The following is a 24,979-nucleotide window of genomic DNA, read 5'->3' on the forward strand; positions in this document are numbered from 1 at the left end:
TTAATCCTAGAATTTAATGCTTTAGGGTTTTAATTAAAACCCTAAAGTAAGTGGCTGTATTTAGGCTGCTAGTTTCCACACTACAAAAGCGACAGCAAACCCAACTAAGTACACCAAACCTAACCACGTTAAACTACGTAGTAAAACGCTATGCTTAATAGCAGGCTCTGATCGCACAAGGCTAAAGTTGAGCCATGCAAATACAGGCGTTGTAACAAATGAAAGTGTCATTGCAAACGTAAGCATGGGGCCAAGGGCTGATTTAAAAAATAAAATAACGGCCATACCGGCAAGTGCTTGTAGTATTAACCAAATATTTAGACTGTGTTTTGATTGCCCAAAGCCAAGTAATTTATGGGATTCGTTAAGCGTACGCGCGTAACCATCAAGCACGGTAAGTGTAGTACCAAACATACATAAAAAAGCGATTGCTGATACAAGCGGCCTTGCCCACTCGCCTATTGTTAATGCGTACATATCAATAAGCTGCTTGGCAAACGCAACACCGCCGAGTTCTATACTACTGGTCTGCCCGTACTGCACTAATACACCTAAACTAAAAAATACCAAGGCTAAGCCAGCTGTAAGCCAGTAACCTACGTTAAAATCGAACAAGCCTTGGCTTTTAGAAACTGTTTGCTGGGCTTGTTTTTCTTTTAGCCATAAAGAACTTAATGCAGATATTTCGATAGGGGCTGGCATCCAGCCCATTAAAGCCACCATAAAGCTCAGCATAGCAAGCTCATATGGTGATGGACCAACATAATCAGCAGGCGCCATTGGGCCATTACTAAACGCGATAACTAACGCAATAACGGTAGCCAGCGTTAATAACCCCATTATGCCTTTGGCCACACTGTCGAGCGCTTTAAAGTGCCCTAACAATAATATGGCTAAGCACACTCCTAATAATATCCAACATAGCAGTGTTACTTCTATCACTACGGGCAACGCGTAATGCAGTAAACTTGCAGTAAGTAGTAATACGCCAGCGGTATTAACTACGGCGGCTACAATGTTTAAACCGATAAAACTGTAAAAATAAAACGGGCCTTTGCTTTTATAGCCCTCCACTAGGCTATTTTTAGTGGCGAGTGTGTATTCCATACCAAAGCGAAAAAACGGGTACTTTAAAACATTAACAACGAGGATAAGCCAAAATAATTGCCAGCCAAATATTGCCCCAGCTTGCGTAGAGGCAACTAAGTGAGAACCGCCAATAGCGGCTGTTGCCATGAGTATTCCAGGTCCAAGCGCACCTAGTCGAGACTTCCATACTGCTTTTGTTGTGTGCATTAATTTCTCAAAATATGTGTGTTATACGCTGCTTTTATTAATTTTTTTAATCAATAAACTGCAAGAACGCATAACTTACCTAAATTACAGGCAATAAAAAAGAGCCATACGGCTCTTTTTTACAATACTTTGTGACTAAATTTTATTTAAGATCCATCTCTTGGATGATCTCGTGTGCGATTTCAGGTGTAGTGCTAACAGGCTTTTCGTGTAAGTTTGCTTTTATCTGCCCTTTTCGATGTTTTAGTGCCGCATCGAGTTTTTTAGCTGCGCTTGCAATGGCTGGGTACATAACTTCGTTTTCCCCTTTTACCGATATGCGCGTGCCTTCGTAATTAGTGCTAATTTCAGCTTGGATTTTATGATGCTCTTTAGACAAAATAATATCGAGTGCAATAAGCGATGGAAAGTGGCTCTCGATTTTTGAAAATTTTTCGTTGATGTGCTCTCTAATAGAGTCAGTAACTTCAACATGGTGACCAGAAAGATTAATTTTCATAGGGTATCCTTTTATTTGTTACCTCATAAATAGTATTGGGGGCTATTTAGATTAACACAAGGAAAAAAGAGAGATATTTGAGGTTTATTTACGGTTTTTGGTGATTTAAATCATGTGTTGCGCAAAGTTTATGCAAAGCCCATAGTACATGGGCTTTCAGACGTCTAGCTGTATTGATTAATCTGTGTACGAACAACAGTAGTCAGCAAAATCAGATACTTTTACTTTAAAGCTTACATTTGCATCAACATTAAACGATTCACCTGCGTTAAATGTTTTCCACTCACTTGCCCCTGGTAATAAAATATCCCATTGGCCAGCTAAAAGCTCCATGCATTCTTTTTGGTTTGTATCAAAAACAAACTCACCTGGTTGCATAAAGCCTAAAGTTTTCGCTTCTCCATCACCTAAAATAACGGTACGGCTCGACACTTTTCCGTCAAAATATACATTGGCTTTTTTTACTACACTTACGTTATCGAACTTTGGCATTTTTAGCTCCTGCTATTAATTTAAGATTTTTATTTATAAATTTTATCGCACTACCTTGCCTGATAGCTTACTTTCTTGCAAGGAAAGCAGCATTGTTCAAGGTGAAGTTGCTTCATGTTAGGGCATAAAAAAACCCGCAACATGTGCGGGTTTTTCAATTACTTACTTTATTTAATCAAAGCGATTAAAAAAGCTCGTTTGCTTTGCTTACAATGTTTGCCACTGTAAAACCAAAGTGCTCAAACAGCTCACCAGCAGGTGCCGACTCACCAAAGGTAGTCATACCTACTACTGCGCCATTTAGACCTACGTACTTGTACCAGTAGTCAGCAATACCTGCTTCTACTGCTACGCGGCGTGTAACAGATGCCGGTAATACGCTTTCTTTGTATGCTGCGCTTTGATCTTCAAAGGCATCAGTACATGGCATAGATACAACACGTACCTTTTTACCTTGGCTGCGTAGCTCAGTTGCTGAATCTTGTGCTAGTTGCACTTCAGAGCCTGTCGCAATGAAAATAATTTCAGGGTTGCCGTCACAGCTAAGGATGTAACCACCCTTTTTAACATCGCTTAATTGCTGTGCGTCACGCGCTTGTTGCTCAAGACCTTGGCGAGTAAAGATTAACGATGTAGGACCGTCTTTACGCTCAATAGCTTGTTGCCATGCAATTGCCGACTCAACTTGGTCACATGGGCGCCAGTTGTATAAGTTAGGCGTTAAACGCATGCTTGCAATTTGCTCTACTGGTTGGTGAGTTGGACCATCTTCACCTAAACCGATTGAATCGTGCGTGTATACAAAAATGCTTGGTTGCTTCATTAATGCAGCCATACGTACGGCATTTTTTGCATATTCAACAAACATTAAGAACGTAGCACCGTAAGGAATAAAGCCTTTATGAAGGGCAATACCATTCATAATTGCCGACATACCAAACTCACGTACACCGTAGTAAATGTAGTTACCGCTTGCATCGTCGTGTGTTAAACCTTTAGAGCCATCCCAAATTGTTAAGTTTGAGCCTGCTAAATCGGCTGAGCCACCCATAAATTCTGGTAATAACGGACCAAATGCGTTTAATGCATTTTGCGATGCTTTACGAGACGCTGGGTTTGCAGGGTTTGCTTGTAATTGCTCAATGTACGCTTGAGATTTTTCAGCCCAATCGCCAGGCAGTTCATTATTAATACGACGCTTATATTCAGCTGCAAGCTCTGGGTATGCTTTTGCGTATGCTGCAAATTTTTCGTCCCAGCTTGATTCAAGCTGCTGACCTTTTTCTTTGCTATCCCATTGTGCGTAAATATCATCAGGAATTTCGAACGCATCGCCAGTCCAACCTAAGAATTCGCGAGACGCTTTAATTTCGTCATCACCTAGTGGTGCACCGTGACAATCGTGGCTACCAGATTTATTAGGTGAGCCGTAACCAATAATTGTTTTACAACAAATTAGTGATGGTTTATCGGTAACACTTTTAGCTTCTGCAATTGCAGCACTTATAGCATCGCTGTCGTGGCCATCAACACCACTAATTACATGCCAACCGTATGCTTTAAAGCGAGCTGGCGTGTCATCTGTAAACCAACCTTCTACTTCACCATCGATTGAAATGCCGTTGTCATCCCAAAATGCAACAAGTTTACCCAGACCTAATGTGCCTGCAAGTGAACCAGCTTCATGAGAAATACCTTCCATAAGGCAGCCATCGCCCATAAATGCATAGGTAAAGTGATCAACAATATCGTGACCTTCGCGGTTAAACTGTGCAGCTAGCGCTTTTTCAGCAATTGCCATACCTACGGCATTTGTGATCCCTTGACCTAATGGACCCGTAGTAGTTTCGATTCCTGGTGCATAGCCATATTCAGGGTGACCTGGTGTTTTAGAATGCATTTGACGGAAGTTTTTAATTTCGTCCAGTGGTAAGTCGTAACCACTTAGATGCAATAGAGAATAGATAAGCATTGAACCGTGGCCGTTTGAAAGAATAAATCTGTCACGGTCAGCCCACTCTGGATTTGTTGGGTTGTGTTTTAGATAATCGCGCCATAATACTTCTGCGATATCAGCCATGCCCATAGGGGCTCCAGGGTGACCAGATTTGGCCTTTTGTACTGCGTCCATTGACAAGACGCGAATAGCATTTGCAAGTTCTTTGCGAGATGGCATGAATTCTCCTACCTTTATGTGTATTTGCGCGGGTATTTATGTGTTTGTTTATGCACCCAAGTAACTTGGGTTTGTTTATATCGACCATTCTTACTTATTGTGGGGGCTGTGTGCAATTAAAAACCCTATAAAAGTGAGGCATTATGAATATTTTTTAAGACCAAAAAGTTATTAGTAATTTTATTTAGACGTCTAGGCGTAAAAACACTATGCAAGGTGTTTTGTTTTCGATAAAATACGCCCCTTAATTTTTTAGCGCTAATACCGACGTTTGTGAAGCGCAATATTTGTGAGCAGAAATACAATGGCAAAACATTTATTTACTTCTGAATCAGTTTCTGAAGGTCATCCGGATAAAATCGCCGATCAAATCTCTGATGCGGTACTTGATGCTATCCTAGAGCAAGACTCTCATGCCCGTGTTGCGTGCGAAACTTACGTAAAAACAGGTATGGTTATGGTTGGTGGTGAAATCACTACTAGCGCATGGGTTGATATTGAAGAAATTACACGTAAAACAGTACGTGAAATTGGCTACACGCATTCAGACATGGGTTTCGATGCAGATTCATGTGCAATTTTAAACACTATTGGTAAACAGTCTCCTGACATTAACCAAGGTGTTGACCGTACTAGCCCAGAAGAACAAGGTGCTGGCGACCAAGGTCTTATGTTTGGTTACGCATGTAACGAAACAGAAGTACTAATGCCTGCGCCAATTACTTACTCACACCGTTTAGTACAGCGCCAAGCACAAGTACGTAAAAGCGGCGAGCTTAACTGGTTACGTCCAGATGCAAAATCTCAAGTTACTTTTGCATACGAAAATGGTAAGCCAGTAGGTATTGATGCAGTAGTACTATCTACTCAGCACAGCGAAGACATTTCGCAAAAAGATTTAGTAGAAGCGGTGATGGAAACTATCATCAAGCCGGTACTTCCTGCAGAGCTTATTACAAGCGCGACTAAATTTTTCATTAACCCAACGGGTCGCTTTGTAATTGGCGGACCAATGGGCGATTGTGGTTTAACAGGTCGTAAAATCATCGTTGATACATACGGTGGTATGGCTCGTCACGGTGGTGGTGCTTTCTCTGGTAAAGATCCATCAAAAGTTGACCGCTCAGCTGCATACGCTGCACGTTACGTTGCTAAAAACGTAGTTGCGGCTGGCCTTGCTGATAAATGTGAATTACAAGTTTCTTACGCAATCGGTGTTGCAGAGCCTACATCTATCAGCGTTGAAACGTTTGGTACAAGCAAGTTAGAAGAAAGCCGTTTAATCGAGCTTATTCGTGAACACTTTGACCTGCGCCCTTACGGCTTAATTCAAATGCTTGATTTAGAGCGCCCTATCTACCTTCCTACAGCGGCTTACGGCCACTTTGGTCGTGACGAATTCCCTTGGGAACGTACAGATAAAGCTGATGCACTTCGTGCAGCTGCTGGCCTTTAAGCTAAAAGTGTTGAAGTAAATTAAAAACGGCCCTTAATAGGGCCGTTTTTGTATCTAAAACTTATCAGTTACATTGTTTGTAGTGCGTCTACAAAATAACTATAAAATCGACCTCGAATTCTTTTGTACTTTAGGTATATACTCATTTCATTATAAAAGCTTTAGGGATAGTTAAATGGCCGATAACTTTCGCGTTATATTTGCAGGACTTGCCGATAACGTTGACATAAAAACAGCGTGCGCAAACTTAGCTGCAAAATTAAAAACGTCAGATGAAAAAGTAGCTCTTTTTTTTAAAGGTAAGCCGCTGTTTGCGCCAAGCGATAAAGACAAAGCGTTAAAACAGACTAAATTATTAGCAAGCCTAGGTATTAAAAGTAAGCTGCAAGCTGTTTCAAATGCGATTCAAAATAGCTCCCCCGCAGCTGCAAATAACAACCAACGTGATGAACGTATTTTTGATGCACTTGATTACATCACTAGCAGCTTAATACGCCTTGAAGAAAAGCTAGATGAGCTAGAGCAACGCCTTCCTGAAGCTCAATTAAATACACCAGACGAAAGTGTAGACGAATGGCAAAATGACGACCTAATGCTAGATGAGGATTTAGCGACTCCTAAAAAACGCAGTAACTTACTTTTATATTCATTGATTGCAACTGCCACCATTTTGCTAGTCGTACTGGCTGTTTTTTTAATTTTTCCCGATTTATTCTCTTTTTAAAAATGGCTAATTAGTTTAATGAGCAATAAACGCGCACAAATAAGAGCTGAAATTCGTAACACCCGTAAAAACTTGTCAAATAATCAGCAAATAATTGCTGCGCAATCGCTAAAAATGAATTTTATTCAACACTTAAAAAGCGAAAATACAACGAATTCAAAGCATATTGCCATTTATTTAAGTAACGACGGAGAACTAGACACTTCATTGTTAATTAAAGAATTATGGAACTTAAACCACGTTATTTATCTACCTATAATACACCCATTCAATGGCGCTAATTTACTATTTCAGCGCTATGAGAAAAACTCACCCATGAGGGCAAATCGCTATGGTATCTTGGAGCCTAAGCTGAACTGCTCTCAAATATGCCCATTACCAGCGCTTGATTACCTCCTTATGCCATTAGTGGCATTTGATAAACAAGGTAATCGCCTAGGAATGGGAGGTGGGTTTTACGACCGGACATTGGCACGTTTACATGAACAAAATTGGCAAAAACCGCAACTAATTGGCCTTGCACATGAATGCCAAAAAGTTGATGCTCTACCAATCGAGTCATGGGACGTACCACTTGAAACCATTATCACCCCAGATAAAACATACTGTTGGTAACATTTAATTTTGGTTACTAACCGCATATTTCTGACATACATGAGCACAAAGCAATGACACAAGACGAATTAAAAAAAGCAGCTGCTTGGGCAGCACTCGAGTTTGTAAAAGAAAACACCATTGTAGGTGTCGGTACAGGCTCTACTGTTAATCACTTTATTGATGCCCTTGGCTCAGTAAAGGACACTATTGTAGGCGCTGTATCAAGCTCAGAAGCGTCAACTGCACGTTTGGAAGCGTTAGGTATTGAAGTGTTTGAACTTAATAACGTTGATGCTTTAGATGTATACGTTGACGGCGCTGACGAAATAAACGCTCAAAACGAAATGATTAAAGGCGGCGGCGCAGCACTAACACGTGAAAAAATAGTAGCTGCAGTTGCAAAACAGTTTGTGTGTATTGTTGATGACACAAAGCTGGTAGATACATTGGGCGACTTCCCGCTTCCGGTGGAAGTTATTCCAATGGCGCGCAGCTACGTTGCACGAGAATTATTAAAACTTGGTGGTGACCCTGTTTATCGCCAAGGCGTAGTTACCGATAATGGTAACGTTATATTAGATGTATTTAACTTAAAAATTACCAATGCCAAACAACTTGAAACACAAATAAATTCAATTGTTGGCGTAGTTACCAACGGCCTATTTGCGATGCGAGGTGCTGATAAAGTGATTATCGGTACCAAAAATGGGCCACAAATTAAATAGGATGAGGTTATGAGTAAGGTATCGTTAGCAAAAGACAAAATTAAAATTCTCTTGCTTGAAGGTGTTCACCAAAGCGCTGTTGAAACGCTAAAACGTAACGGTTACAGCAATATCGACTACGTTAAAACATCCTTACCTGAGGACGAGCTTAAAGAGCGCATTAAAGATGTTCACTTTGTAGGACTTCGTTCTCGTACTCATATTAACCAAGCCGTATTAGACTCAGCTGAAAAGCTAGTTGCTATTGGTTGTTTTTGTATTGGTACAAACCAAGTTGATTTAGATGCTGCACGCGAACGTGGTATTGCTGTATTTAACGCTCCATTTTCTAATACTCGTTCAGTTGCTGAACTTGTACTTGGCGAAATTCTACTTTTATTACGTGGTATTCCAGAGCGTAATGCAGCGGCTCATCGTGGTGGCTGGTTAAAAACAGCAAATGGTTCGTTTGAAGCACGTGGTAAAACATTAGGTATTATTGGCTACGGTCACATTGGTACTCAGCTAGGTATTATGGCTGAAAATATCGGTATGAACGTGGAGTTTTACGATATCGAAGATAAGTTATCACTGGGTAATGCAACACAAGTTCATAACCTTACTCAGCTGTTACAACGCTCTGATATTATTAGCTTACATGTACCAGAAACACCGCAAACTAAAAACCTTATTGGTACAGCAGAACTTGCAGTTATGAAGCAGGGGTCTATTTTGATCAATGCATCACGCGGAACTGTTGTTGATATTGATGCTCTTGCAGAAGCGCTTACAGAGAAAAAACTAAGTGGTGCAGCAATCGATGTGTTCCCTACTGAGCCAAAATCTAACGATGAAGAATTTGTATCGCCACTGCGCCAATTCGACAATGTTATTTTAACGCCGCACATTGGTGGTTCTACACAAGAAGCGCAAGAAAACATTGGTATTGAAGTAGCGGGTAAATTGGCTAAATATTCAGATAATGGCTCAACTATTACTGCGGTTAACTTCCCTGAAGTATCGCTACCTGAGCTTGCTAATCGTAGCCGTTTATTACACGTACACCACAACCGCCCAGGTGTACTAACGCAAATTAACCAAGCGTTTGCACAGCACGGTATTAATATTGCTGCGCAATACCTACAAACAGACGCATCTATTGGTTATGTAGTTATTGATGTTGATACAGATCAATCTGAAGTAGCACTTAAAGAACTGAGCGCTGTTGAGGGTACAATTAGAGCACGTATTTTACATTAACCATTCTTTGATATTAAAAAAGGGTCCTTATGGACCCTTTTTTGTATTTAGATTACATATACTTTCTCAAGTATTTTTTGAATACCGGATCTGTTGCAGCCAACTCTTTTTGCTCAGCTAATATCTCTTTTAAAATAACGCCTGAGGTAAGCGGGTTAGCAAGAACCACTCTAAATACAACCGTTGGTTGATTGTCGTATTTAGAAGGCGTTAAGCGTGTACGTGATACAAATGAGCGACCTGACTCGCGTTGACGCTTTTGCATACTCGCAGTAAAACGGTTCAGTGAAGCAAAGATATCTAACCGAGTTGCAGCATCTGCATCGGCTATTGCTTGTTTAATTTGCTTAGGTACATAACGATACGTTAATAAGCACAACTCAGGCTCCGAAATAAGCTCAAAGTCTTCATCAGCCTTAATTAAATCAGCAAAGTAATGTGCTTTTTTGATGCTGCGATCAATCAGCATTTCGTAACCTTTACGACCAATAACACGTAAGCAAGCGTGTACTAACATTGCCATACCCGGTCGGCTGCCTTCAAGCGTGTGGCTACCTAAGTCTTTTGAACCTTTACGTAATATGTACTCAGCGTGATGCTCTATTGCATCAGTTGCAGCGGGGTCTTTAAATAAAACCAAACCCGCTCCCATTGGTACATACATTTGTTTATGTGCATCGATGGTAATTGAATCTGCTCGCTCAATCCCTTTTAGTAAAGGACGGTGCGTACTCGATAAAAGGGTCGCTCCCCCCCATGCTGCATCTACATGAAAATGGCAGTTAATGTCTTGTGCTAAGTCGGCCATTTCATCAAGTGGGTCAATATTACCGGTTTCGGTTGTCCCCGCGACCCCAATAATCGCCATTACTTTAATGCCTTGCGCTTCAAGCTCACGTGCTTTTTCGCGCATAGCTCCTACATCAACTTTATTATTTTCACAGGTTTTAATACCAATTAAGTTATCGCGACCAATGCCGAGTAAATCAACCGATTTACCTAACGAGTAATGCCCGCGTTCTGATATTAATACTGCTAAACCTTTATAACCGTAATGCAGCATACCAGCAATTAAGCCTTGTGCACCTATGCCTCTAAAATCGCCATCAGGTTTTAATAAGCGGTTTCGCGCAATCCAAAGCGCAGTAATATTAGCAACCGTACCACCAGAGCAAAATGCACCTAATGAGGTTTTAGCACTGTGCATCCATTTAGAATAAAATGAGTCTTCTTGCCCATAAGCTAAATGATGCATCATCCCAAGCACTTGACGCTCAAGAGGCGTAAACGCTTTAGATGTTTCTATTTTTACTAGATTTTGATTTAGCCCTACCATCAATTTTGACAGCGGTAATAAAAAGTGCGGCAAGGCAGAGGTCATGTGACCAATAAAACTAGGCGCAGCTGTATGCACAGAATGTGCAACAAGCTGCTCCATTATGTCTTGGGCATAAGCAGAGACAAACGTTGGATCTTCTGGGATCACTGCCGATTGAAAATCTTTTTCTATTTCATGTAATGGTTTTTCAATTGCCGCTATATTTTCGTTTAGAAAACCTGCTAAATTACTCGAAATTTCAAGCTCGATTTTGCTTAAAGTTGAGTCTGGCGCTTCAGGTACAGTAAATATACGCTTAAGGCTTTCTTTAGAGGCGACGGCACAACGCTTTTGATCCATCTTAATACCTAGTGTGTGTGTAGCTAAAACACGCGCTTACCCATCAAAAACGCCTACTTATTAGGACATTTGGAGCAATCGTGTTTCTTTAAAAATTGCGCTAACTTTACTGCAATATAACTAAAATGTCTCGTTTAAACCTATAAAAGCAATCAAAGCGATGACAAAAAAATGATAATTTAGGGTCTATTTATCTTTCAAGGTTAAATTTGCAGCAGCCTGTTTGGTATTTAGGCAAGGCAGCGCCTATGTAGTGTGGTTATTCCCCATAAATAGGCGATAACGTAGCATTAATGCCAAACAGGCGCTGCCCAAAGGGTTCTGCCTAGGGTCTATTTACTCTTTGTTGCTCGGTTTTTACTTAGACCACTAGGTTACAAATCTCGCGCCGCGATTAAATCGCCCCTAGTTTGAACAAATTATAATCCGCAAAGATAAACAGACCCTAATTAAAACTCTACCAAACCTAATTATTTATTGGGCATTTACTTATTTTGGGTATAATAAATTTGATAACAAAAAAGGGACACATATGCCAGAAGGAAGAGTCAAAGTTAGTTGGATAGTGGCAGGCTTTAGCTTGTTTTTAATAAGCTTGCTAACCTACGTTTACTACACTTACCAAACCACGCGTGCTGAAATAATGCAGTCGGTTGATAATCGCTTACTTAATGCCGCCACCAGCGTTAAACATATTTTAGGTGACGATTATTTAAGTGCGGTTAATCAAGGCGATAATATAAGTTTTTCTTACTATCAAGATAAAAGTAAACAACTCTCTGAGTTTGCTCAAGCACTTGATATTGCTTATGTCTATTCAATGATTTTAAAAGACGGTAAGGTGCTTTTTAGCTCATCAAGCTACACGCAAGACGATCAGAATAATGGCAAGGTAACTCAATTTTTAGATCTCTACCCTGAAGCTACCGATGCAAATATAAGTGCTTTTTATTCAACAGAGCCAGTATTTGAAATATCGAGCGATCAGTGGGGCCACTTTAAAACAATTTTTATTCCTTACGTTGACCCAATCAACGGCAATACCTATTTAACGGGTGCCGATATAACTATTTATGATTTAAACGAGAAACTTAAAGAAAGCGTATCAAAAGCAGCTGCAATGGCTAGCTTCTTCTTTTTTATCGCGATACTCGTTGCCGCCATATATATTTATTTACTAAAACGGTCTTTAGCAACTGACTCAAGTACTGGTTTTTCAAATCATATTGCACTTGAGTACTTTATTAAAAAAAGTAATGCTCATCACATGCAATTAGCCGTTATTTGGGTTAATGAAATAGAAGATATAAACAGTTTTTATGGCACTGAAGTGGGTGACAAGGTAATGAAAAACTTACTTATTCACTTTAAACTTAGAAGCTCTACGCATTGCCATATATACAGACTAGCAACAAATAAAATAGTATTACTCGCGCCTAAGGAAATGAGTAATGACGAATTTACCGACCTCGTAAAAACATATAACTTTAATACACCGGTATTAACTGACCCTTTTATCTACATAACCCTATGTGCAGGTATTGCCAGTGGTAATAAATCGCTACTACTTGAAAACGCTCATATAGCAGCGCTGCAAGCTAAACAAGGCAGGCATAGTGTAGTTAACTACTCAAAAGCGCTACACGATGTAAAAACGCAATATCAATACAATGTAGAAATGGCTAAAGAAGTGCGAGAAGCGTTTGATAACAATCGTATAGTACCTTACTTTCAACCCATTATTGACACAAATACCAATAAGGTCGTTCAATACGAATGTTTAGCTCGAATGGTAACAGCGCAAGGGGAAGTATTAAAACCTGATGCATTTTTAAATGTTGTTACCCGCTCAAGAATGGACGGAATACTTACCCGTACTATATTTTCACAATGTGTTAGTCGCTTTAGAAAAACCGATATTTGCTGGAGTTTAAATATAACAGCACAAGATATGCTCGATCCTAATTTAAGTGAGTTTATTGCGGACGAACTTAAGCGCTATCCGCATCCTGGTAATATCACATTAGAGCTTTTAGAAACCCAAGCTATTGCCAACTTCTCTGAAGTAAAAGCATTTATTGGCATGGTTAAAACAAAAGGCGTTAAGGTTATTATTGATGACTTTGGTAGTGGTTATTCAAATATATCAAACGTACTTAAGCTTGAAGTAGATGGTATTAAATTAGATGGCGCACTAATAAAGCAAATAGTGAATGACAAAGATATCTACTTGTTTATTGAGCATATAGCCAGCTTTGCTAATCAACTTGGTTTACAATTAATGGCAGAGTCGGTAGAAAATGCAACCATAGTAACCGCACTTAAAAAGGCGAATGTGACACTAATGCAAGGCAATTATTTTGCCCACCCAGTGCCACATGTTAATACGGTTACAGAAGAATTAGCACTTTAACTTACTTTAACCAGGGCGTGTTGATCTTTGTGGATTGAAATTTGTTCAATCTAGGGGCGATTAAATCGCGGCGCGAGGTTTGTAACCTAGTGGGCTAAGTAAAAACTGAGCAACAAAGAGTTAATCGTCCCTAGAAAGAACCCAAAGGGCAGCACATGTTTGGTCTTTATGCTGCGTTATCGCCTATTTATGGGGAATAACCACACTACATAGGCTCCGCCTTGCCTAAAAACCAAACATGCTGCTGCAAAATCAATCACGAAAGGTCAACACGCCCTAGGTAAGTTTATAACGAGTCGGTGGCTTTGCTGGCCACTGGCCCAGTATTTACGCTCAAAAGGCGTAATTGCATCGTCTGACTCATAAAGTGTTACATCGCAAGGGTTGCCTGTTAATTCAAGCGCCCGAGCAAACTCCTTAACGTAAATATCCCAATTGCTGCGCACTTCTAATTTTCCACCTAACTTAACAATAAATGGAAAAATAGCTGCGCCATGCCAGCGCCTACGAATATGCTTAGATTTAGGCCACGGGTTTGGATACAACAAATAATGGTGCGTAGGTTGCCAATTGGCGGCTACCGCTAAACGCCAAAAGTCATTTAAATCTGCTTGCACTAAGATGTACTGACCACTGTCGGTTTGCTTATATTCAACATCATGCTTATCTAATCGGTGCGAAGATTTATCAATTCCAACTATAAGTGCATCAGGGTGGCGCTTAGCTAAGTTAGCTGAGCTTTCACCCACGCCACAACACGAGTCCAAAATAAGCGGGCCACTAAAGGCTTGTACTTTAGCATTAACCTCGTCAAATGCAGTTTGCGTATGCGCTGCAATTGGCTTTTTAAATTCAGCATCTAAATGCTTATTTACTATTTCATCAAGCTTTTCGTGAATACCCACTTGATTAGATACAATACTACGTGAATTTGCATCACTCATTAATGTCTTAGCCCCACACCTTTTTTAATTAAAGTTAGCGCTAAAGTAAATAACACCGTAATAAACACCAAAATAACACCTAGCGCTACACTTAAATCAACATCCGACACACCTAAAAAGCCATAGCGAAATGCATTTACCATGTAAATAATAGGATTTATTTGCGATACGTTTTGCCAAAATTCTGGCAATAACGTTATTGAATAAAATACACCGCCTAAGTAAGTTAATGGCGTTAGTATAAAGGTGGGAATAATGCTTATATCGTCAAAGCTATTTGCGTAAATTGCATTAATTAAACCACCTAAAGCAAACACAGCTGAGGTTAAAATAACGGTCGCCATAATTACAAAAATATTATGAATTTGAATATCAACAAATAACAACGATACACAAGTAACTATAAAGCCCACCATAATACCGCGCGTCATACCGCCGCCCATATAACCCAGTACAATGATGTAATTAGGCACAGGTGCAACTAAAAGCTCTTCAATGCTTTTTTGAAATTTTGTTGAATAAAAACTAGAGGCTACGTTGGAATAGGAATTAGTAATAACCGACATCATTATAAGGCCAGGTACAATAAACTCCATATAACTAAAGCCGCCCATATCACCAATACGTGAACCAATTAAGTTACCAAAAATAACAAAATATAAGCTCATCGTAATTGCTGGCGGCACTAAGGTTTGCACCCAGATACGTAAAAAACGAATACACTCTTTAATCCATAAACTCTTTAAGGCTACGCCATATTTAAACATTTATTCGCCCCGCCCTTGCTCTAATAATCCTACAAATAACTCTTCTAGTCTGTTTGCTTTATTTCGCATACTCAATACTGTATTACCTTGGGTTGTTAATGCGCTAAATACCGCATTTAAGCCCTGTGATTTAGCGACTTCTACTTCAACAGTATGATCGTCCGTCATCGTAAACTTATAACCTTCAAGCGTGACAGGGTTTGCTGGCATTTTTAAATCTAAAATAAAGGTTTCTTTATCAAGTTTTGCAAGCAGTGCTTTAATGGTGGTGTTTTCCACAATTCGACCAGAATCAATAATCGCTATGTTTTTACACAGTAACTCAGCTTCTTCAAGGTAGTGTGTGGTTAAAATAATAGTAACGCCTTGCTCATTTATTTGGCGTAAAAAATCCCACATTGAACGACGAAGTTCTATGTCTACACCCGCTGTTGGCTCATCAAGTATAAGTAATTTTGGCTCGTGCATAAGGGCGCGTGCAATCATTAATCGACGTTTCATTCCGCCTGAAAGCGTACGTGCTTGCTTGTCTTTTTTCTCTAATAAACCCAGCTGTGCTAGGTATTTATCAGCACGTTTATGGGCTTCACCACGTGGCACACCATAATAACCGGCTTGGTTAACCAGTATTTGGCTAAGCGTTTCAAACTGACTAAAATTAAATTCTTGCGGCACTAAGCCTAAATGCGCTTTTGCAGCTTCTAAATCAGTATCAATATCACAGCCAAATACTTCTACTTTGCCTTTTGTTTTATTAACAAGTGACGAAATAACACCAATAGTAGTTGATTTGCCAGCTCCATTTGGACCAAGCAAAGCGAAAAAATCGCCCTCTTCAACTTGTAAATCAACGCCTTTAATAGCCTCAACACCATTTTTATAAACCTTGGTAAGGCCTTCTATATTTAAAGCAATATTTTGCTTATTCATTACTTACCCTCACCATAACCCCAACGTTTTGTTAGGTTATGCTCAATGTTTAAATGATCTAAAATTCTCGCCACCATAAAATCAACTAAGTCTTCGATACTTTGTGGCTTATGATAAAAACCAGGTGCGGCTGGCATAATTGTTACCCCTAAACGAGATAACTTAAGCATGTTTTCTAAATGAATTTCGTTAAATGGTGTTTCGCGAGGCACTAAAATGAGCTGTCCGCGTTCTTTAATTACCACATCAGCGGCGCGCTCTAATAAATTATCAGACGCCCCCACTGCAATTGCAGAAACCGATCCGGCACTACATGGGCATACTACCATTTTTTTAGGAGCAGCAGAGCCCGAAGCCACAGGGCTAAACCAGTTATCTTTACCGTATACTTTTAGCTGTTCAGGTTTGGCATTAAACAGCGTACTTAACTGCTCTGTGGCTTTATCTTCATTACCAGAGAGCTTAATATTTGATTCTGTATCAAGCACCACGCGTGCTGCACTTGAAATGAGAACGTAGACCTGAAATTGCTGCTCTAGTAATACTTCAAGTAACCTAAGCCCATAAGGCGCACCCGATGCACCACTAAAAGCGAGCGTAATTCTATCTTTAAATTGCACACTATTCTCCGCTGTATTTATCAGCTAAGCCATCAACAAGGTGTTGATGAAGGCCATTAAAGCCGCCATTGCTCATAATTAAAATATGCTGATTAGGCTCAATATTTTCAAGCACCGTATCAATAATTGTTTGCGTGCTGCTAAAGCACTGCATGCCTGCTTTATCTGCTTGCTCTTTTAGCGACCAATTTAGATTCTCTGGTTCAAAAAGGAGTACGTTGTCAGCATCACGCAGTGAATCTAATAATGTATGTTGGTGTACGCCCATTTTCATGGTGTTTGAGCGCGGCTCTAAAATAGCGATAATTTTTTCATCGCCTACTTTTGCGCGCAATCCTGCAAGCGTAGTTTTAATTGCTGTTGGGTGATGCGCAAAGTCGTCATACACTTTAATATTATTTATATCCGCCTTTAGCTCCATACGCCTTTTAGGGCTAATAAATTCTCCTAACGCATCAATACTATGATCAATGGCTATACCCACATGGCGCGCTGCTGCGATAGTCATAATCGCATTTTTAACGTTATGCTCCCCTATTGCTTGCCAACAGACAGTGCCCTGCTTTTCGCCATTAAGTAATACATTAAACTCACTTCCATCGGCTTTTATTAATTCATAGCTCCAATCATCGCCTAGCGTTTCGCTTTCGCTCCAAAGCCCTTGTGCTATTACATCATTAAGCGCTACGTCTTGCTTTGGCCAAATTACCTTGCCGCTTTGAGGTAATGTACGCATTAAGTGATGAAATTGTTTTTTTATTGCGTTTAAATCTTCAAAAATATCAGCATGATCGAATTCAAGATTATTTAAGATAAGTGTACGCGGGAGGTAATGTACAAACTTACTGCGCTTATCAAAAAAAGCAGTGTCGTATTCATCGGCTTCAATAACAAAAAATGGCGTTTCACCCACTTTTGCCGATACACCAAAATTTTGCACTATGCCGCCAATTAAAAAACCTGGTTTTAAACCTGCGTACTCTAACACCCACGCAAGCATACTTGCTGTGGTTGTTTTACCATGCGTACCAGCAACCGCAAGCACCCAAGAATCTTGCAGTAAGTTATGCTTAAGCCACTCAGGGCCAGATGTATAAGGCAGACCTTTATCAAGCACATATTCAACACATGGGTTACCCCGGCTCATTGCATTACCAATAACGACCATATCTGGCTTTGGCTCTAATTGAGATACCTCGTAGCCTTGAGTCAGTTCAATGCCAAGCTCTTCAAGTTGCGTACTCATTGGTGGGTAAACGTTTTGATCGGAACCCGTTACTTTATGACCCAACGATTTAGCAATGGCTGCAATGCCACCCATAAACGTGCCACAAATGCCCAAAATATGTATATGCATATACTTTCCTTAAATCGTATGCTCACTTTACAGCTATGCAAAGTTTAATGGCGCTATAATGCCAAAATTCGTGCTTAGTTACCATTGCGAGTAAGCATTTCACTCGTGCCAAAATGACCACTTGATAATAAAAAAGCCTTCTTAATTAGAAGGCTTTTTTATTAGTCATTATTTGCTACATCATTAAAAATACTATTAAACCTACACCGAGCAATAAACGATATATCACAAATGGCAACATGCCCATTCGCTCTATTACTTTTAAAAACATAAATATACATGCATAAGCCGATAAGAACGATAGCACTACACCTAGTAATAATGTATTCCAATCAACCACATGGTCACCCAAAGCAAGCTCTGCAGTATAATAAAGCCCCATCATAGAAATAATTGGAATTGCCAGTAAGAACGAAAAACGCGCTGCGCTTTGCTTATTCATTCCAAGCATTAAACCAGCAGTCATCGTGATACCTGAGCGAGAAGTTCCCGGGATCATTGCAACAGCTTGTGCAAAACCAATAATAAGTGCTGTTTTCCAATTAAGCTGATAAATAGTTTTAATTTGCTTACCTTTTGCATCCGCGTACCAAAGCAATAAACCAAACACAATTGTGGTAGTAGCAATTACCCAAGCGCTTCGTAGGTACAACTCTATAAAGTCTTTTAAAATTAAGCCTAAAATAGCGGCAGGCACAGTGCCTAAAATTATCCACCAACCTAGCTTACTATCATCACTAGTACCTTGTGCTCCAAAGGATTTAAACCACGCACTGAGTATGTCGACGACCTCTTTGCGAAAATAAATAACAACGGCAATTAAAGTACCAACATGTACTGCCACGTCAAACGCAAGCCCTTGATCTTCCCAGCCTAAAATTTGCGATGGGAGAATTAAGTGCGCAGAACTAGATATTGGTAAAAACTCAGTAAATCCCTGTATGAGGGCTAAAATAATTATTTCGATGATACTCATGGGTTAGAAAACTCCACCTTCCATAGCTTTTGTTGAGGGTTATTATATTCATTCCATAACTGCGCAATCGTTTGTTTAGCAACAGGATGATAGAAATCTGGGGCAACCTCGCTAAGAGGTTGTAATACAAATGCGTTTTTAGTTATTTCATCTCGTGGTAATTGTGCTGGAGAAGCGCAAATTACATCATCGTAAAATAGTAAATCTAAATCGAGCGTTCGTGGACTAAACTTTTTATCGTTCGCTGTGCGTCCATTATCACGCTCTATTTGTTTTAATAAAGCGCATACATCAACAAGCGACATATCAGTTGTAGCGCCAACGACTGAATTATAAAAATTATTGCCAGCAAACCCAACTGCTTCACTTTCAAAAACAGACGAGTGTACAATATGTTCAAAGTGCTGCTTAAGTGCAATTAATGCACATTGTATATAATGCGCTTTATTTATATTTGATCCTAGGCTGATATAAATTTGAGCCATTTAGTCAGTTGCCTTAACACGTGTAATTTCAACACCTACAGTTTGCGCTTGTGCTACTGCTGCTGGTTTACTTACTCTTATAGTAACTTGTGGAGTATTAAACTCGCTTAAAATAATATGCGCTAATTGTTCAACTAAAGTTTCTAGCAACTCTACAGGTTTTAAAGTGCAGTGCTCAATAACTCGCTCACTTACTTTTGAGTAATCCAGTGCTAAATTAATATCGTCATTTTCAGCTGCAGGCTTAATATCGCTTAGCATTTCAATATCAAAATAAAGGCTCTGTTTACTTTCTTTTTCAAAGTCGTACACTCCAATAATAGTGTCGACGTGCAATTGAGATATAAAAACCTTATCCATTGATACTCCAAATAACAACAAACTACTAAGCAACTATACTAAGCATCAATAAAATTAATACTGTATATGGTTTAGCCAGTGTTTAAATATGTAAAAATAACTTCTACAATAGCAAAATAACTAAACTAGCTATTAAATAGCCTGTTAATAATTTTTACGATAAATTTTGCTGTCAATAATAGCCTAAAAGCACTATCAATTGGTATAGCAATTAAAAAATAAGGAAGCGCGTGTTAGCCACTATAATGTTTGTTTTAGCTTATTTACTTGGGTCGATTTCGTCGGCTATTTTAGTGTCGCGGTTGTTCAAACTCCCAGACCCTCGTAATAGTGGTTCTAATAACCCAGGAGCTACAAATGTTTATAGATTAGGCGGAGCATTTCCGGCTTGCTTGGTTCTAGTGTTTGATATTTTAAAAGGCACTATTCCGGTATGGGGGGCTTATTTTTTAGAAGTTGAACCTTTAGAGCTTGGTTTAGTCGCAGTAGCTGCTTGTTTAGGCCATATGTACCCACTGTTTTTTAGCTTCAAAGGCGGTAAAGCCGTAGCAACGGCATTTGGCTCATTATTACCTATTGGCTTATCATTGGCAGGTTTACTTGTGTGTACTTGGTTAGTTATAGTGGCAATAACACGCTATTCATCACTGGCGGCGCTTGTAGCTGTATCTTTAGCGCCCTTGTATACATGGCTAATAAAGCCACTTTATACTCTTCCCGTTACTTTTATCACGCTGTTAATTATATTTCGTCACCGTACTAATATTATTCGATTATTTAGTGGGGAAGAACCAAAAGTGGGTGCTAAAAAAGCACCCACCGATGAAAACAAAAATATCTAAAATATGAGTCATTAAATCGGCTCAAGGCTATCTATAGGCCAACGAGGTTTTGTTTTCATATCAAGCGTGGCAAATTGCCCTGCTTTTAAACGTTGCATTCCGGCATAAGCAATCATTGCACCATTGTCGGTACAAAATTCAGTACGCGGATAAAACACTTCGCCTTTCATACCCTTCATTACGCGTTCAAGCTGCAGTCGAAGCTGTGTATTTGCACTCACACCACCGGCGATGACCAAACGCTTAATACCTGTTTGTTTAAGCGCACGCTTACACTTAATAACGAGCGTATCAATAACCGCCGTTTGAAATGCATGCGCTATATCAGCTTTGGTTTGATCGTCGTCGTCATTTTCACGAATCGTGATTGATGCCGCTGTTTTTAAACCACTAAAACTAAAATCAAGTCCTGGCTTGTCGGTCATAGGGCGAGGAAATACAAAACGCTTTGCTACGCCTTGTTCGGCCATTTTAGCTAAGCGTGGACCACCGGGGTAATCAAGACCAAGTAACTTAGCCGTTTTATCAAAGGCCTCGCCTGCGGCATCATCAACTGACTCACCTAGTACTTCGTATTGTCCAATACCTGCTACTTTAACCATCATGGTATGACCGCCCGATACAAGCAATGCAATAAACGGAAACTCAGGGGTATTTTCCTCAAGCATCGGAGCAAGTAAATGCCCTTCCATGTGATGTACTGCTACCGCAGGTATATCCCAGCCGTATGCTAATGAACGACCAATAGACGTACCTACCAATAATGCACCAACTAGACCTGGGCCTGCAGTATAAGCAATACCGTCTAAATCTTCAGGGCCACAACCTGCTTGTGCAAATGCTGCATCTATAAGTGGTAATGTTTTACGAACATGATCGCGCGATGCAAGTTCCGGCACTACACCGCCGTAATCAGCGTGTACTTTTACTTGGCTGTATAATTGATGAGCTAACAAGCCTTTTTCGTCATCATATATTGCAATACCCGTTTCATCACATGACGATTCAATGCCTAAAATTCGCACTGTACTTCTCCTGCCTTTTAAATTCTACTTTGCTTCTTTTATAACGTAAGACCAATATTTGTTTGGCCATCTTCAAGGGCAAACTTTTTAAGTGCCTTTACGCTATCAGAGGTAATACGCCCCATATTTTCTACAAAATCAATTAGCTCACCTAATACTTCAATTTCGTACTGCATTAATGGGTGCTCTCTCACTGCTGTGTTATCAGCAATCTCACCTTCAACCGTCATTTGATATTCAATAAAGCGAGCCACTGTTGCTTGAGATATTTTGCTCACACTAATGAACTCTTGCTCATCTTGCGCCACTAAACCGTGCATTAAACTAAGTAAAGACGTTGCAGCATCAATAGCAGGATAAGTACCAAACATATCAAAATCAGCAAGTTCAGGAACATTTGGCTCTATTTTTTCAACTTGTTTTTCGAGATCTATTTTACTTTTAGGCAGTAAGATTTTTTCCCAACAAACATTAAGCGAATTACGTAATAAGGTTTCATCACCAAACCCCGTTGCTTCGCTAAATAAACCGTAATTTGGCAGCATTCGCTCTATTAAAGCACTTGCTAAAACGGCCTTTTGTAAATAGTTAAGCTCTCTAATACGCTGAAAATTATTTGCTTTAGTCATTCTTTAACGTCTCACACGACCAACAAAAATCAAATGTTGATCCATTATGCTCATTACAATTAGGGCATACCCAATCTGGAGCGGATTGTTTTACTTGTTGATAGTTTACCAATATTTGCCGCGCATGGCGCTCTTTTATCGCATAAACCTGCACACTAACTTGCGCCTGATCATATGGAATTTCTCCAAGCGCCCCTTGGAGCATCTCGCCTTTAATTTTACACTCTATTGCGGCAGTTTGTATTAAGCCTTTTACGATATTCGCTTCCAAGGTATTTTCAGCTTTATAAATTGTAACCCATTGAAAAGAGCTATCTGTTGAATTGTTATTATTAATATTTTGCAATATTCACCTCATTTATTTTGTGTTAACAATATCCTGCGCTAAATTATTAGCATGCTGTACTTTTAAGGAATAAACATGACACTAACAACCCCAGGCTTACTTTTTCCGGCCATATCGCTGCTATTACTCGCCTATACAAACCGATTTTTAGTTTTAGCGCAATTAATTAGGGAGCTAAATGCGCGTGAAGGTGAATCTATTCGGCCTGTTGTAGTGGCTCAAATCACTAACTTACGTAAACGTATTAAGCTAATTAGAACGATGCAAGTGTACGGGGTAGCCTCTTTTCTACTGTGTACACTATCAATGTTTGCATTATTTATTGAGTTTAATGCCACAGGAATTATTTTATTTGGCATTAGCTTAGCTTGCTTAAGTTTATCGTTATTAACGTCTTTATTTGAAATACATATTTCCTGTGATGCAATCGAGATAGAACTGCAAAGCATTGAAAATAAACCACTAAGTAGCCGAATAAATAGAAATTTTGTAAAATAGTTTATTATAAATAAAACACTCTATTATTTGTCACAATCATGTTGTATGAATGCCCCTTTTTGGGGCGTACTTTTTTATTAATTAGAACAATTTAATCCAAATATACTAACTAACTTACTGACTACAAATAAGTTTACTTAGCTAGCCCATTGCAAAAACATAGATAAAATACAATAAACAACTAGTTATGAATTTAAAAAGTAATACTATTTGGTCGCTTTTCTCTTTAATTAATACTAAAAGGGGGGTATCCTGCTGGAAACACGTATGAACTTGCAACCGTATTTCAATATAGAATTTTACTAAACTTTAGAATAAAAATTAATATATTTGATGTCCGTGGTATCTGCGACTTACTTATAAAAAGGGACTATAAAGTGAGATTTGAACAATTAGAGCAATTTGTAGCACTTGGTATATTACGTCATTTTAGACAAGCTGCTGAACAAACCCAAATTAGTACTTCAGCGCTAACGCGCAGCATTCAAACACTTGAAGATGAAATGGGATATGAGTTAGTAAAACGCTCAACACGCTCTGTTAAATTAACGCCAGAAGGCGAGCTTTTTCTAGAATATGCTAAAACGACCCTATCGGAACTTGAGCTAACGAAAAAGCGGATTTTTCAATCAGTAAACGGTAATGCCAATGAAAAGCTCGTTATTGGCTATACCAATAAGGCAAGCAGCATAGTACCTATTTCTTGTGGACAGTTTTTAGCTCAATACCCTCATATAAAAATTGAGATGCAGCTACAAGATCAGCAAGAGCTAACACGCAAACTCCAACAAGGTGAAATAGACATTAGCGTATACTCTCAAGCTATTAATAGTATTGGCAGTGACATTCACTTACCTGATCAGCTTGTGTTATTTGTTTCAAAAAACCACCCTCTTGCCCATAAAAACGATATAAGTAAACAAAACCTTGATAGCTACCCGATGTTTGGCTGTTTCTCTGAGTCTAAACAAGTACAAACTATGCTTAATGAAGCAATTGATTCTTTAAATAAATCATCAAGTATTAAAGTGGGCAGTATTGAGCAAGTAATGGCAGGTGTAGTTAAATCAGATCATTTTGCTATTGCAAGCATTGAACATGCTAATGCAATCGCAGAGAATTCTGAATTAGTACAACTTAAAACAAATAAAGGTTTAAACCACGAACAACTCGTTGTACAAACAAGCCAACAGACGTCGATTACTGAACATGTAGAGCATTTACTATCGCTTATAAAAAAAGCGGGTGCTGCATTTAGCTAATCTGATGTTTCAAAAAGTGCGGCACAATAAACAGTAGCTTTTAACAGCTTTTCGGCTACACTGTCGCACCTTTTTTAAACAGCTGATGTGAATGAACACACTTTTTGGTCCTGATGTCTATTTAGATGATATAGAACGCCAAGGATATACCGTAATTCATAACGCGCTTATTGCCGATTTAGTTAACGATTTAGTTGCAGACTGCCACCGTATAAACCCTCACTTTAGCCTTGCTGGTATTGGTCGATTAAATGACTTACAAATAGATAAAGCCGTACGTACTGATAAAACCTATTGGTTTGACGGCAGCTCTCAAGCACAGCTTACCTATCAAGCAATAATGCAAAGTATAAAGACCACGTTAAATCGCAGTTTTTTTATGGGGTTATTTGATTACGAATGCCATTATGCAAAATATACACAGGGTGATTTTTACAAAAAGCACTTAGATGCATTTAAAGGTCGCTCTAATCGAGTATTTACAACGGTACTTTATTTAAATACGCCTAAGCAAGGTGTGTAGTGGTCAACTAATTTTGGCCACAGTTTTAGAATCTTGATATCTAACCTCAGATTCATTCGGCGCTAAACCAGCATTATAATGATGTGGTCTAACATTATTGTAATATCCGTTTATATAATC

25 protein-coding genes and 1 pseudogene are annotated in these 24,979 nt (G+C 39.3%); 10 read left to right on the forward strand and 16 right to left on the reverse strand.

Annotated features, from left to right (window positions below):
• Nucleotides 1-60 precede the first annotated feature (60 nt).
• The 4 genes from H5157_RS16745 to tkt form a co-directional block, all read right to left on the reverse strand.
• Nucleotides 61-1,236, reverse strand: a complete 1,176-nt coding sequence (locus tag H5157_RS16745; protein WP_165743886.1) for an NRAMP family divalent metal transporter — start codon at nucleotides 1,234-1,236, stop codon at nucleotides 61-63.
• A 202-nt stretch (nucleotides 1,237-1,438) separates the two neighbouring features.
• Nucleotides 1,439-1,795 (reverse strand): ribosome hibernation-promoting factor, HPF/YfiA family, encoded by a 357-nt coding sequence (gene hpf, locus H5157_RS16750; protein ID WP_007376058.1) that lies wholly within the window; start codon nucleotides 1,793-1,795, stop codon nucleotides 1,439-1,441.
• A 177-nt stretch (nucleotides 1,796-1,972) separates the two neighbouring features.
• Nucleotides 1,973-2,287: a pyrimidine/purine nucleoside phosphorylase gene (locus H5157_RS16755; RefSeq protein WP_002958974.1), complete on the reverse strand. Its 315-nt coding sequence runs from the start codon at nucleotides 2,285-2,287 to the stop codon at nucleotides 1,973-1,975.
• 184 nt (nucleotides 2,288-2,471) lie between these two features.
• Nucleotides 2,472-4,463, reverse strand: coding sequence for a transketolase (gene tkt / locus H5157_RS16760; RefSeq protein WP_182725113.1), 1,992 nt, complete (start codon nucleotides 4,461-4,463; stop codon nucleotides 2,472-2,474).
• 304 nt (nucleotides 4,464-4,767) lie between these two features.
• Here tkt and metK point away from each other — a divergent pair, with 304 nt between their 5' ends.
• From metK to serA, 5 genes are all read left to right on the forward strand, one after another.
• The gene (metK, locus tag H5157_RS16765; protein ID WP_002958976.1) at nucleotides 4,768-5,919 is read left to right on the forward strand and encodes a methionine adenosyltransferase; all 1,152 of its coding nucleotides are present in this window, start codon (nucleotides 4,768-4,770) and stop codon (nucleotides 5,917-5,919) included.
• Nucleotides 5,920-6,094: 175 nt separating this feature from the next.
• Nucleotides 6,095-6,643 (forward strand): hypothetical protein, encoded by a 549-nt coding sequence (locus H5157_RS16770; protein WP_024595234.1) that lies wholly within the window; start codon nucleotides 6,095-6,097, stop codon nucleotides 6,641-6,643.
• Nucleotides 6,644-6,661: 18 nt separating this feature from the next.
• A complete protein-coding gene (locus H5157_RS16775; protein ID WP_182725114.1) occupies nucleotides 6,662-7,258 on the forward strand; it encodes a 5-formyltetrahydrofolate cyclo-ligase in 597 nt (198 codons plus the stop codon).
• A 53-nt stretch (nucleotides 7,259-7,311) separates the two neighbouring features.
• Nucleotides 7,312-7,965, forward strand: coding sequence for a ribose-5-phosphate isomerase RpiA (gene rpiA / locus H5157_RS16780; protein ID WP_002958979.1), 654 nt, complete (start codon nucleotides 7,312-7,314; stop codon nucleotides 7,963-7,965).
• Nucleotides 7,966-7,974: 9 nt separating this feature from the next.
• Complete coding sequence (gene serA / locus H5157_RS16785) at nucleotides 7,975-9,204, forward strand: phosphoglycerate dehydrogenase (protein ID WP_024595232.1); 1,230 nt, start codon at nucleotides 7,975-7,977, stop codon at nucleotides 9,202-9,204.
• A gap of 52 nt (nucleotides 9,205-9,256) precedes the next feature.
• Here the strand turns inward: serA and panP are convergent, their stop codons facing one another.
• Nucleotides 9,257-10,882, reverse strand: coding sequence for a pyridoxal-dependent aspartate 1-decarboxylase PanP (panP, locus tag H5157_RS16790; protein ID WP_182725115.1), 1,626 nt, complete (start codon nucleotides 10,880-10,882; stop codon nucleotides 9,257-9,259).
• Between the two features lie 532 nt (nucleotides 10,883-11,414).
• Here panP and H5157_RS16795 point away from each other — a divergent pair.
• On the forward strand, nucleotides 11,415-13,295 hold the full coding sequence (locus tag H5157_RS16795) for a GGDEF domain-containing protein (protein WP_182725116.1): 1,881 nt from the start codon (nucleotides 11,415-11,417) through the stop codon (nucleotides 13,293-13,295).
• A 266-nt stretch (nucleotides 13,296-13,561) separates the two neighbouring features.
• On the opposite strand, the gene H5157_RS16800 is transcribed toward H5157_RS16795, so the two are convergent.
• The 8 genes from H5157_RS16800 to folB form a co-directional block, all read right to left on the reverse strand.
• Nucleotides 13,562-14,239, reverse strand: coding sequence for a tRNA (guanosine(46)-N(7))-methyltransferase TrmB (locus tag H5157_RS16800; protein WP_182725117.1), 678 nt, complete (start codon nucleotides 14,237-14,239; stop codon nucleotides 13,562-13,564).
• The gene (locus tag H5157_RS16805; protein ID WP_002961025.1) at nucleotides 14,239-15,006 is read right to left on the reverse strand and encodes an ABC transporter permease; all 768 of its coding nucleotides are present in this window, start codon (nucleotides 15,004-15,006) and stop codon (nucleotides 14,239-14,241) included. The genes H5157_RS16800 and H5157_RS16805 overlap by 1 nt, the downstream gene beginning before the upstream one ends.
• Nucleotides 15,007-15,936, reverse strand: a complete 930-nt coding sequence (locus H5157_RS16810) for an ABC transporter ATP-binding protein (RefSeq protein WP_024595485.1) — start codon at nucleotides 15,934-15,936, stop codon at nucleotides 15,007-15,009.
• Nucleotides 15,936-16,556, reverse strand: coding sequence for a flavin prenyltransferase UbiX (locus tag H5157_RS16815; RefSeq protein ID WP_002961027.1), 621 nt, complete (start codon nucleotides 16,554-16,556; stop codon nucleotides 15,936-15,938). Before H5157_RS16815 ends, H5157_RS16810 begins: the two co-directional genes overlap by 1 nt.
• Before the next feature lies 1 nt (nucleotide 16,557).
• Nucleotides 16,558-17,913, reverse strand: coding sequence for a UDP-N-acetylmuramate:L-alanyl-gamma-D-glutamyl-meso-diaminopimelate ligase (gene mpl, locus H5157_RS16820; protein WP_182725118.1), 1,356 nt, complete (start codon nucleotides 17,911-17,913; stop codon nucleotides 16,558-16,560).
• A 175-nt stretch (nucleotides 17,914-18,088) separates the two neighbouring features.
• Nucleotides 18,089-18,889: an undecaprenyl-diphosphate phosphatase gene (locus H5157_RS16825; protein ID WP_182725119.1), complete on the reverse strand. Its 801-nt coding sequence runs from the start codon at nucleotides 18,887-18,889 to the stop codon at nucleotides 18,089-18,091.
• Nucleotides 18,886-19,374 carry a 2-amino-4-hydroxy-6-hydroxymethyldihydropteridine diphosphokinase gene (gene folK / locus H5157_RS16830; RefSeq protein ID WP_024604057.1) on the reverse strand — a complete coding sequence of 163 codons (489 nt, stop codon included), beginning with the start codon at nucleotides 19,372-19,374 and terminating at the stop codon, nucleotides 18,886-18,888. Before folK ends, H5157_RS16825 begins: the two co-directional genes overlap by 4 nt.
• Entirely contained in the window at nucleotides 19,375-19,734 is a 360-nt protein-coding gene (gene folB, locus H5157_RS16835; RefSeq protein WP_024604056.1) for a dihydroneopterin aldolase, read from the reverse strand.
• A 230-nt stretch (nucleotides 19,735-19,964) separates the two neighbouring features.
• Between folB and plsY the strand changes: the two genes are divergently transcribed.
• Complete coding sequence (gene plsY / locus H5157_RS16840) at nucleotides 19,965-20,576, forward strand: glycerol-3-phosphate 1-O-acyltransferase PlsY (RefSeq protein ID WP_002961038.1); 612 nt, start codon at nucleotides 19,965-19,967, stop codon at nucleotides 20,574-20,576.
• A gap of 11 nt (nucleotides 20,577-20,587) precedes the next feature.
• Here plsY and tsaD read toward each other — a convergent pair whose 3' ends face one another.
• The 3 genes from tsaD to H5157_RS16855 are packed head-to-tail and all read right to left on the reverse strand — an operon-like array spanning nucleotide 20,588 to nucleotide 22,576.
• A complete protein-coding gene (gene tsaD, locus H5157_RS16845; protein WP_165744224.1) occupies nucleotides 20,588-21,601 on the reverse strand; it encodes a tRNA (adenosine(37)-N6)-threonylcarbamoyltransferase complex transferase subunit TsaD in 1,014 nt (337 codons plus the stop codon).
• A gap of 38 nt (nucleotides 21,602-21,639) precedes the next feature.
• Nucleotides 21,640-22,230: a YjaG family protein gene (locus tag H5157_RS16850; RefSeq protein WP_002961040.1), complete on the reverse strand. Its 591-nt coding sequence runs from the start codon at nucleotides 22,228-22,230 to the stop codon at nucleotides 21,640-21,642.
• Nucleotides 22,223-22,576: a DUF2007 domain-containing protein gene (locus H5157_RS16855; RefSeq protein ID WP_149603109.1), complete on the reverse strand. Its 354-nt coding sequence runs from the start codon at nucleotides 22,574-22,576 to the stop codon at nucleotides 22,223-22,225. Before H5157_RS16855 ends, H5157_RS16850 begins: the two co-directional genes overlap by 8 nt.
• A 75-nt stretch (nucleotides 22,577-22,651) precedes the next feature.
• Here H5157_RS16855 and H5157_RS16860 point away from each other — a divergent pair, with 75 nt between their 5' ends.
• The 3 genes and pseudogenes from H5157_RS16860 to H5157_RS16870 form a co-directional block, all read left to right on the forward strand.
• Nucleotides 22,652-23,074 carry a DUF2721 domain-containing protein gene (locus H5157_RS16860; RefSeq protein ID WP_002961042.1) on the forward strand — a complete coding sequence of 141 codons (423 nt, stop codon included), beginning with the start codon at nucleotides 22,652-22,654 and terminating at the stop codon, nucleotides 23,072-23,074.
• 377 nt (nucleotides 23,075-23,451) lie between these two features.
• Nucleotides 23,452-24,336: a LysR family transcriptional regulator gene (locus H5157_RS16865; protein ID WP_002961044.1), complete on the forward strand. Its 885-nt coding sequence runs from the start codon at nucleotides 23,452-23,454 to the stop codon at nucleotides 24,334-24,336.
• A 91-nt stretch (nucleotides 24,337-24,427) separates the two neighbouring features.
• A pseudogene (locus tag H5157_RS16870) lies at nucleotides 24,428-24,853 on the forward strand (2OG-Fe(II) oxygenase); the annotation flags it as partial.
• Between the last annotated feature and the right edge of the window lie 126 nt (nucleotides 24,854-24,979).

Origin of the sequence: Pseudoalteromonas sp. SG43-3, assembly GCF_014164385.1 — a bacterium.
In the GTDB taxonomy this organism is placed as follows: domain Bacteria; phylum Pseudomonadota; class Gammaproteobacteria; order Enterobacterales; family Alteromonadaceae; genus Pseudoalteromonas; species Pseudoalteromonas distincta.

What these genes read in the sequence shown, in the direction of transcription:
- H5157_RS16745 (WP_165743886.1), bottom strand. Translation starts at nt 1,236, where the DNA reads ATGGCAACAGCCGCTATTGGCGGTTCTCACTTAGTTGCCTCTACGCAA.
- hpf (WP_007376058.1), bottom strand. Translation starts at nt 1,795, where the DNA reads ATGAAAATTAATCTTTCTGGTCACCATGTTGAAGTTACTGACTCTATT.
- H5157_RS16755 (WP_002958974.1), bottom strand. Translation starts at nt 2,287, where the DNA reads ATGCCAAAGTTCGATAACGTAAGTGTAGTAAAAAAAGCCAATGTATAT.
- tkt (WP_182725113.1), bottom strand. Translation starts at nt 4,463, where the DNA reads ATGCCATCTCGCAAAGAACTTGCAAATGCTATTCGCGTCTTGTCAATG.
- metK (WP_002958976.1), top strand. Translation starts at nt 4,768, where the DNA reads ATGGCAAAACATTTATTTACTTCTGAATCAGTTTCTGAAGGTCATCCG.
- H5157_RS16770 (WP_024595234.1), top strand. Translation starts at nt 6,095, where the DNA reads ATGGCCGATAACTTTCGCGTTATATTTGCAGGACTTGCCGATAACGTT.
- H5157_RS16775 (WP_182725114.1), top strand. Translation starts at nt 6,662, where the DNA reads ATGAGCAATAAACGCGCACAAATAAGAGCTGAAATTCGTAACACCCGT.
- rpiA (WP_002958979.1), top strand. Translation starts at nt 7,312, where the DNA reads ATGACACAAGACGAATTAAAAAAAGCAGCTGCTTGGGCAGCACTCGAG.
- serA (WP_024595232.1), top strand. Translation starts at nt 7,975, where the DNA reads ATGAGTAAGGTATCGTTAGCAAAAGACAAAATTAAAATTCTCTTGCTT.
- panP (WP_182725115.1), bottom strand. Translation starts at nt 10,882, where the DNA reads ATGGATCAAAAGCGTTGTGCCGTCGCCTCTAAAGAAAGCCTTAAGCGT.
- H5157_RS16795 (WP_182725116.1), top strand. Translation starts at nt 11,415, where the DNA reads ATGCCAGAAGGAAGAGTCAAAGTTAGTTGGATAGTGGCAGGCTTTAGC.
- H5157_RS16800 (WP_182725117.1), bottom strand. Translation starts at nt 14,239, where the DNA reads ATGAGTGATGCAAATTCACGTAGTATTGTATCTAATCAAGTGGGTATT.
- H5157_RS16805 (WP_002961025.1), bottom strand. Translation starts at nt 15,006, where the DNA reads ATGTTTAAATATGGCGTAGCCTTAAAGAGTTTATGGATTAAAGAGTGT.
- H5157_RS16810 (WP_024595485.1), bottom strand. Translation starts at nt 15,936, where the DNA reads ATGAATAAGCAAAATATTGCTTTAAATATAGAAGGCCTTACCAAGGTT.
- mpl (WP_182725118.1), bottom strand. Translation starts at nt 17,913, where the DNA reads ATGCATATACATATTTTGGGCATTTGTGGCACGTTTATGGGTGGCATT.
- H5157_RS16825 (WP_182725119.1), bottom strand. Translation starts at nt 18,889, where the DNA reads ATGAGTATCATCGAAATAATTATTTTAGCCCTCATACAGGGATTTACT.
- folK (WP_024604057.1), bottom strand. Translation starts at nt 19,374, where the DNA reads ATGGCTCAAATTTATATCAGCCTAGGATCAAATATAAATAAAGCGCAT.
- folB (WP_024604056.1), bottom strand. Translation starts at nt 19,734, where the DNA reads ATGGATAAGGTTTTTATATCTCAATTGCACGTCGACACTATTATTGGA.
- H5157_RS16850 (WP_002961040.1), bottom strand. Translation starts at nt 22,230, where the DNA reads ATGACTAAAGCAAATAATTTTCAGCGTATTAGAGAGCTTAACTATTTA.
- H5157_RS16860 (WP_002961042.1), top strand. Translation starts at nt 22,652, where the DNA reads ATGACACTAACAACCCCAGGCTTACTTTTTCCGGCCATATCGCTGCTA.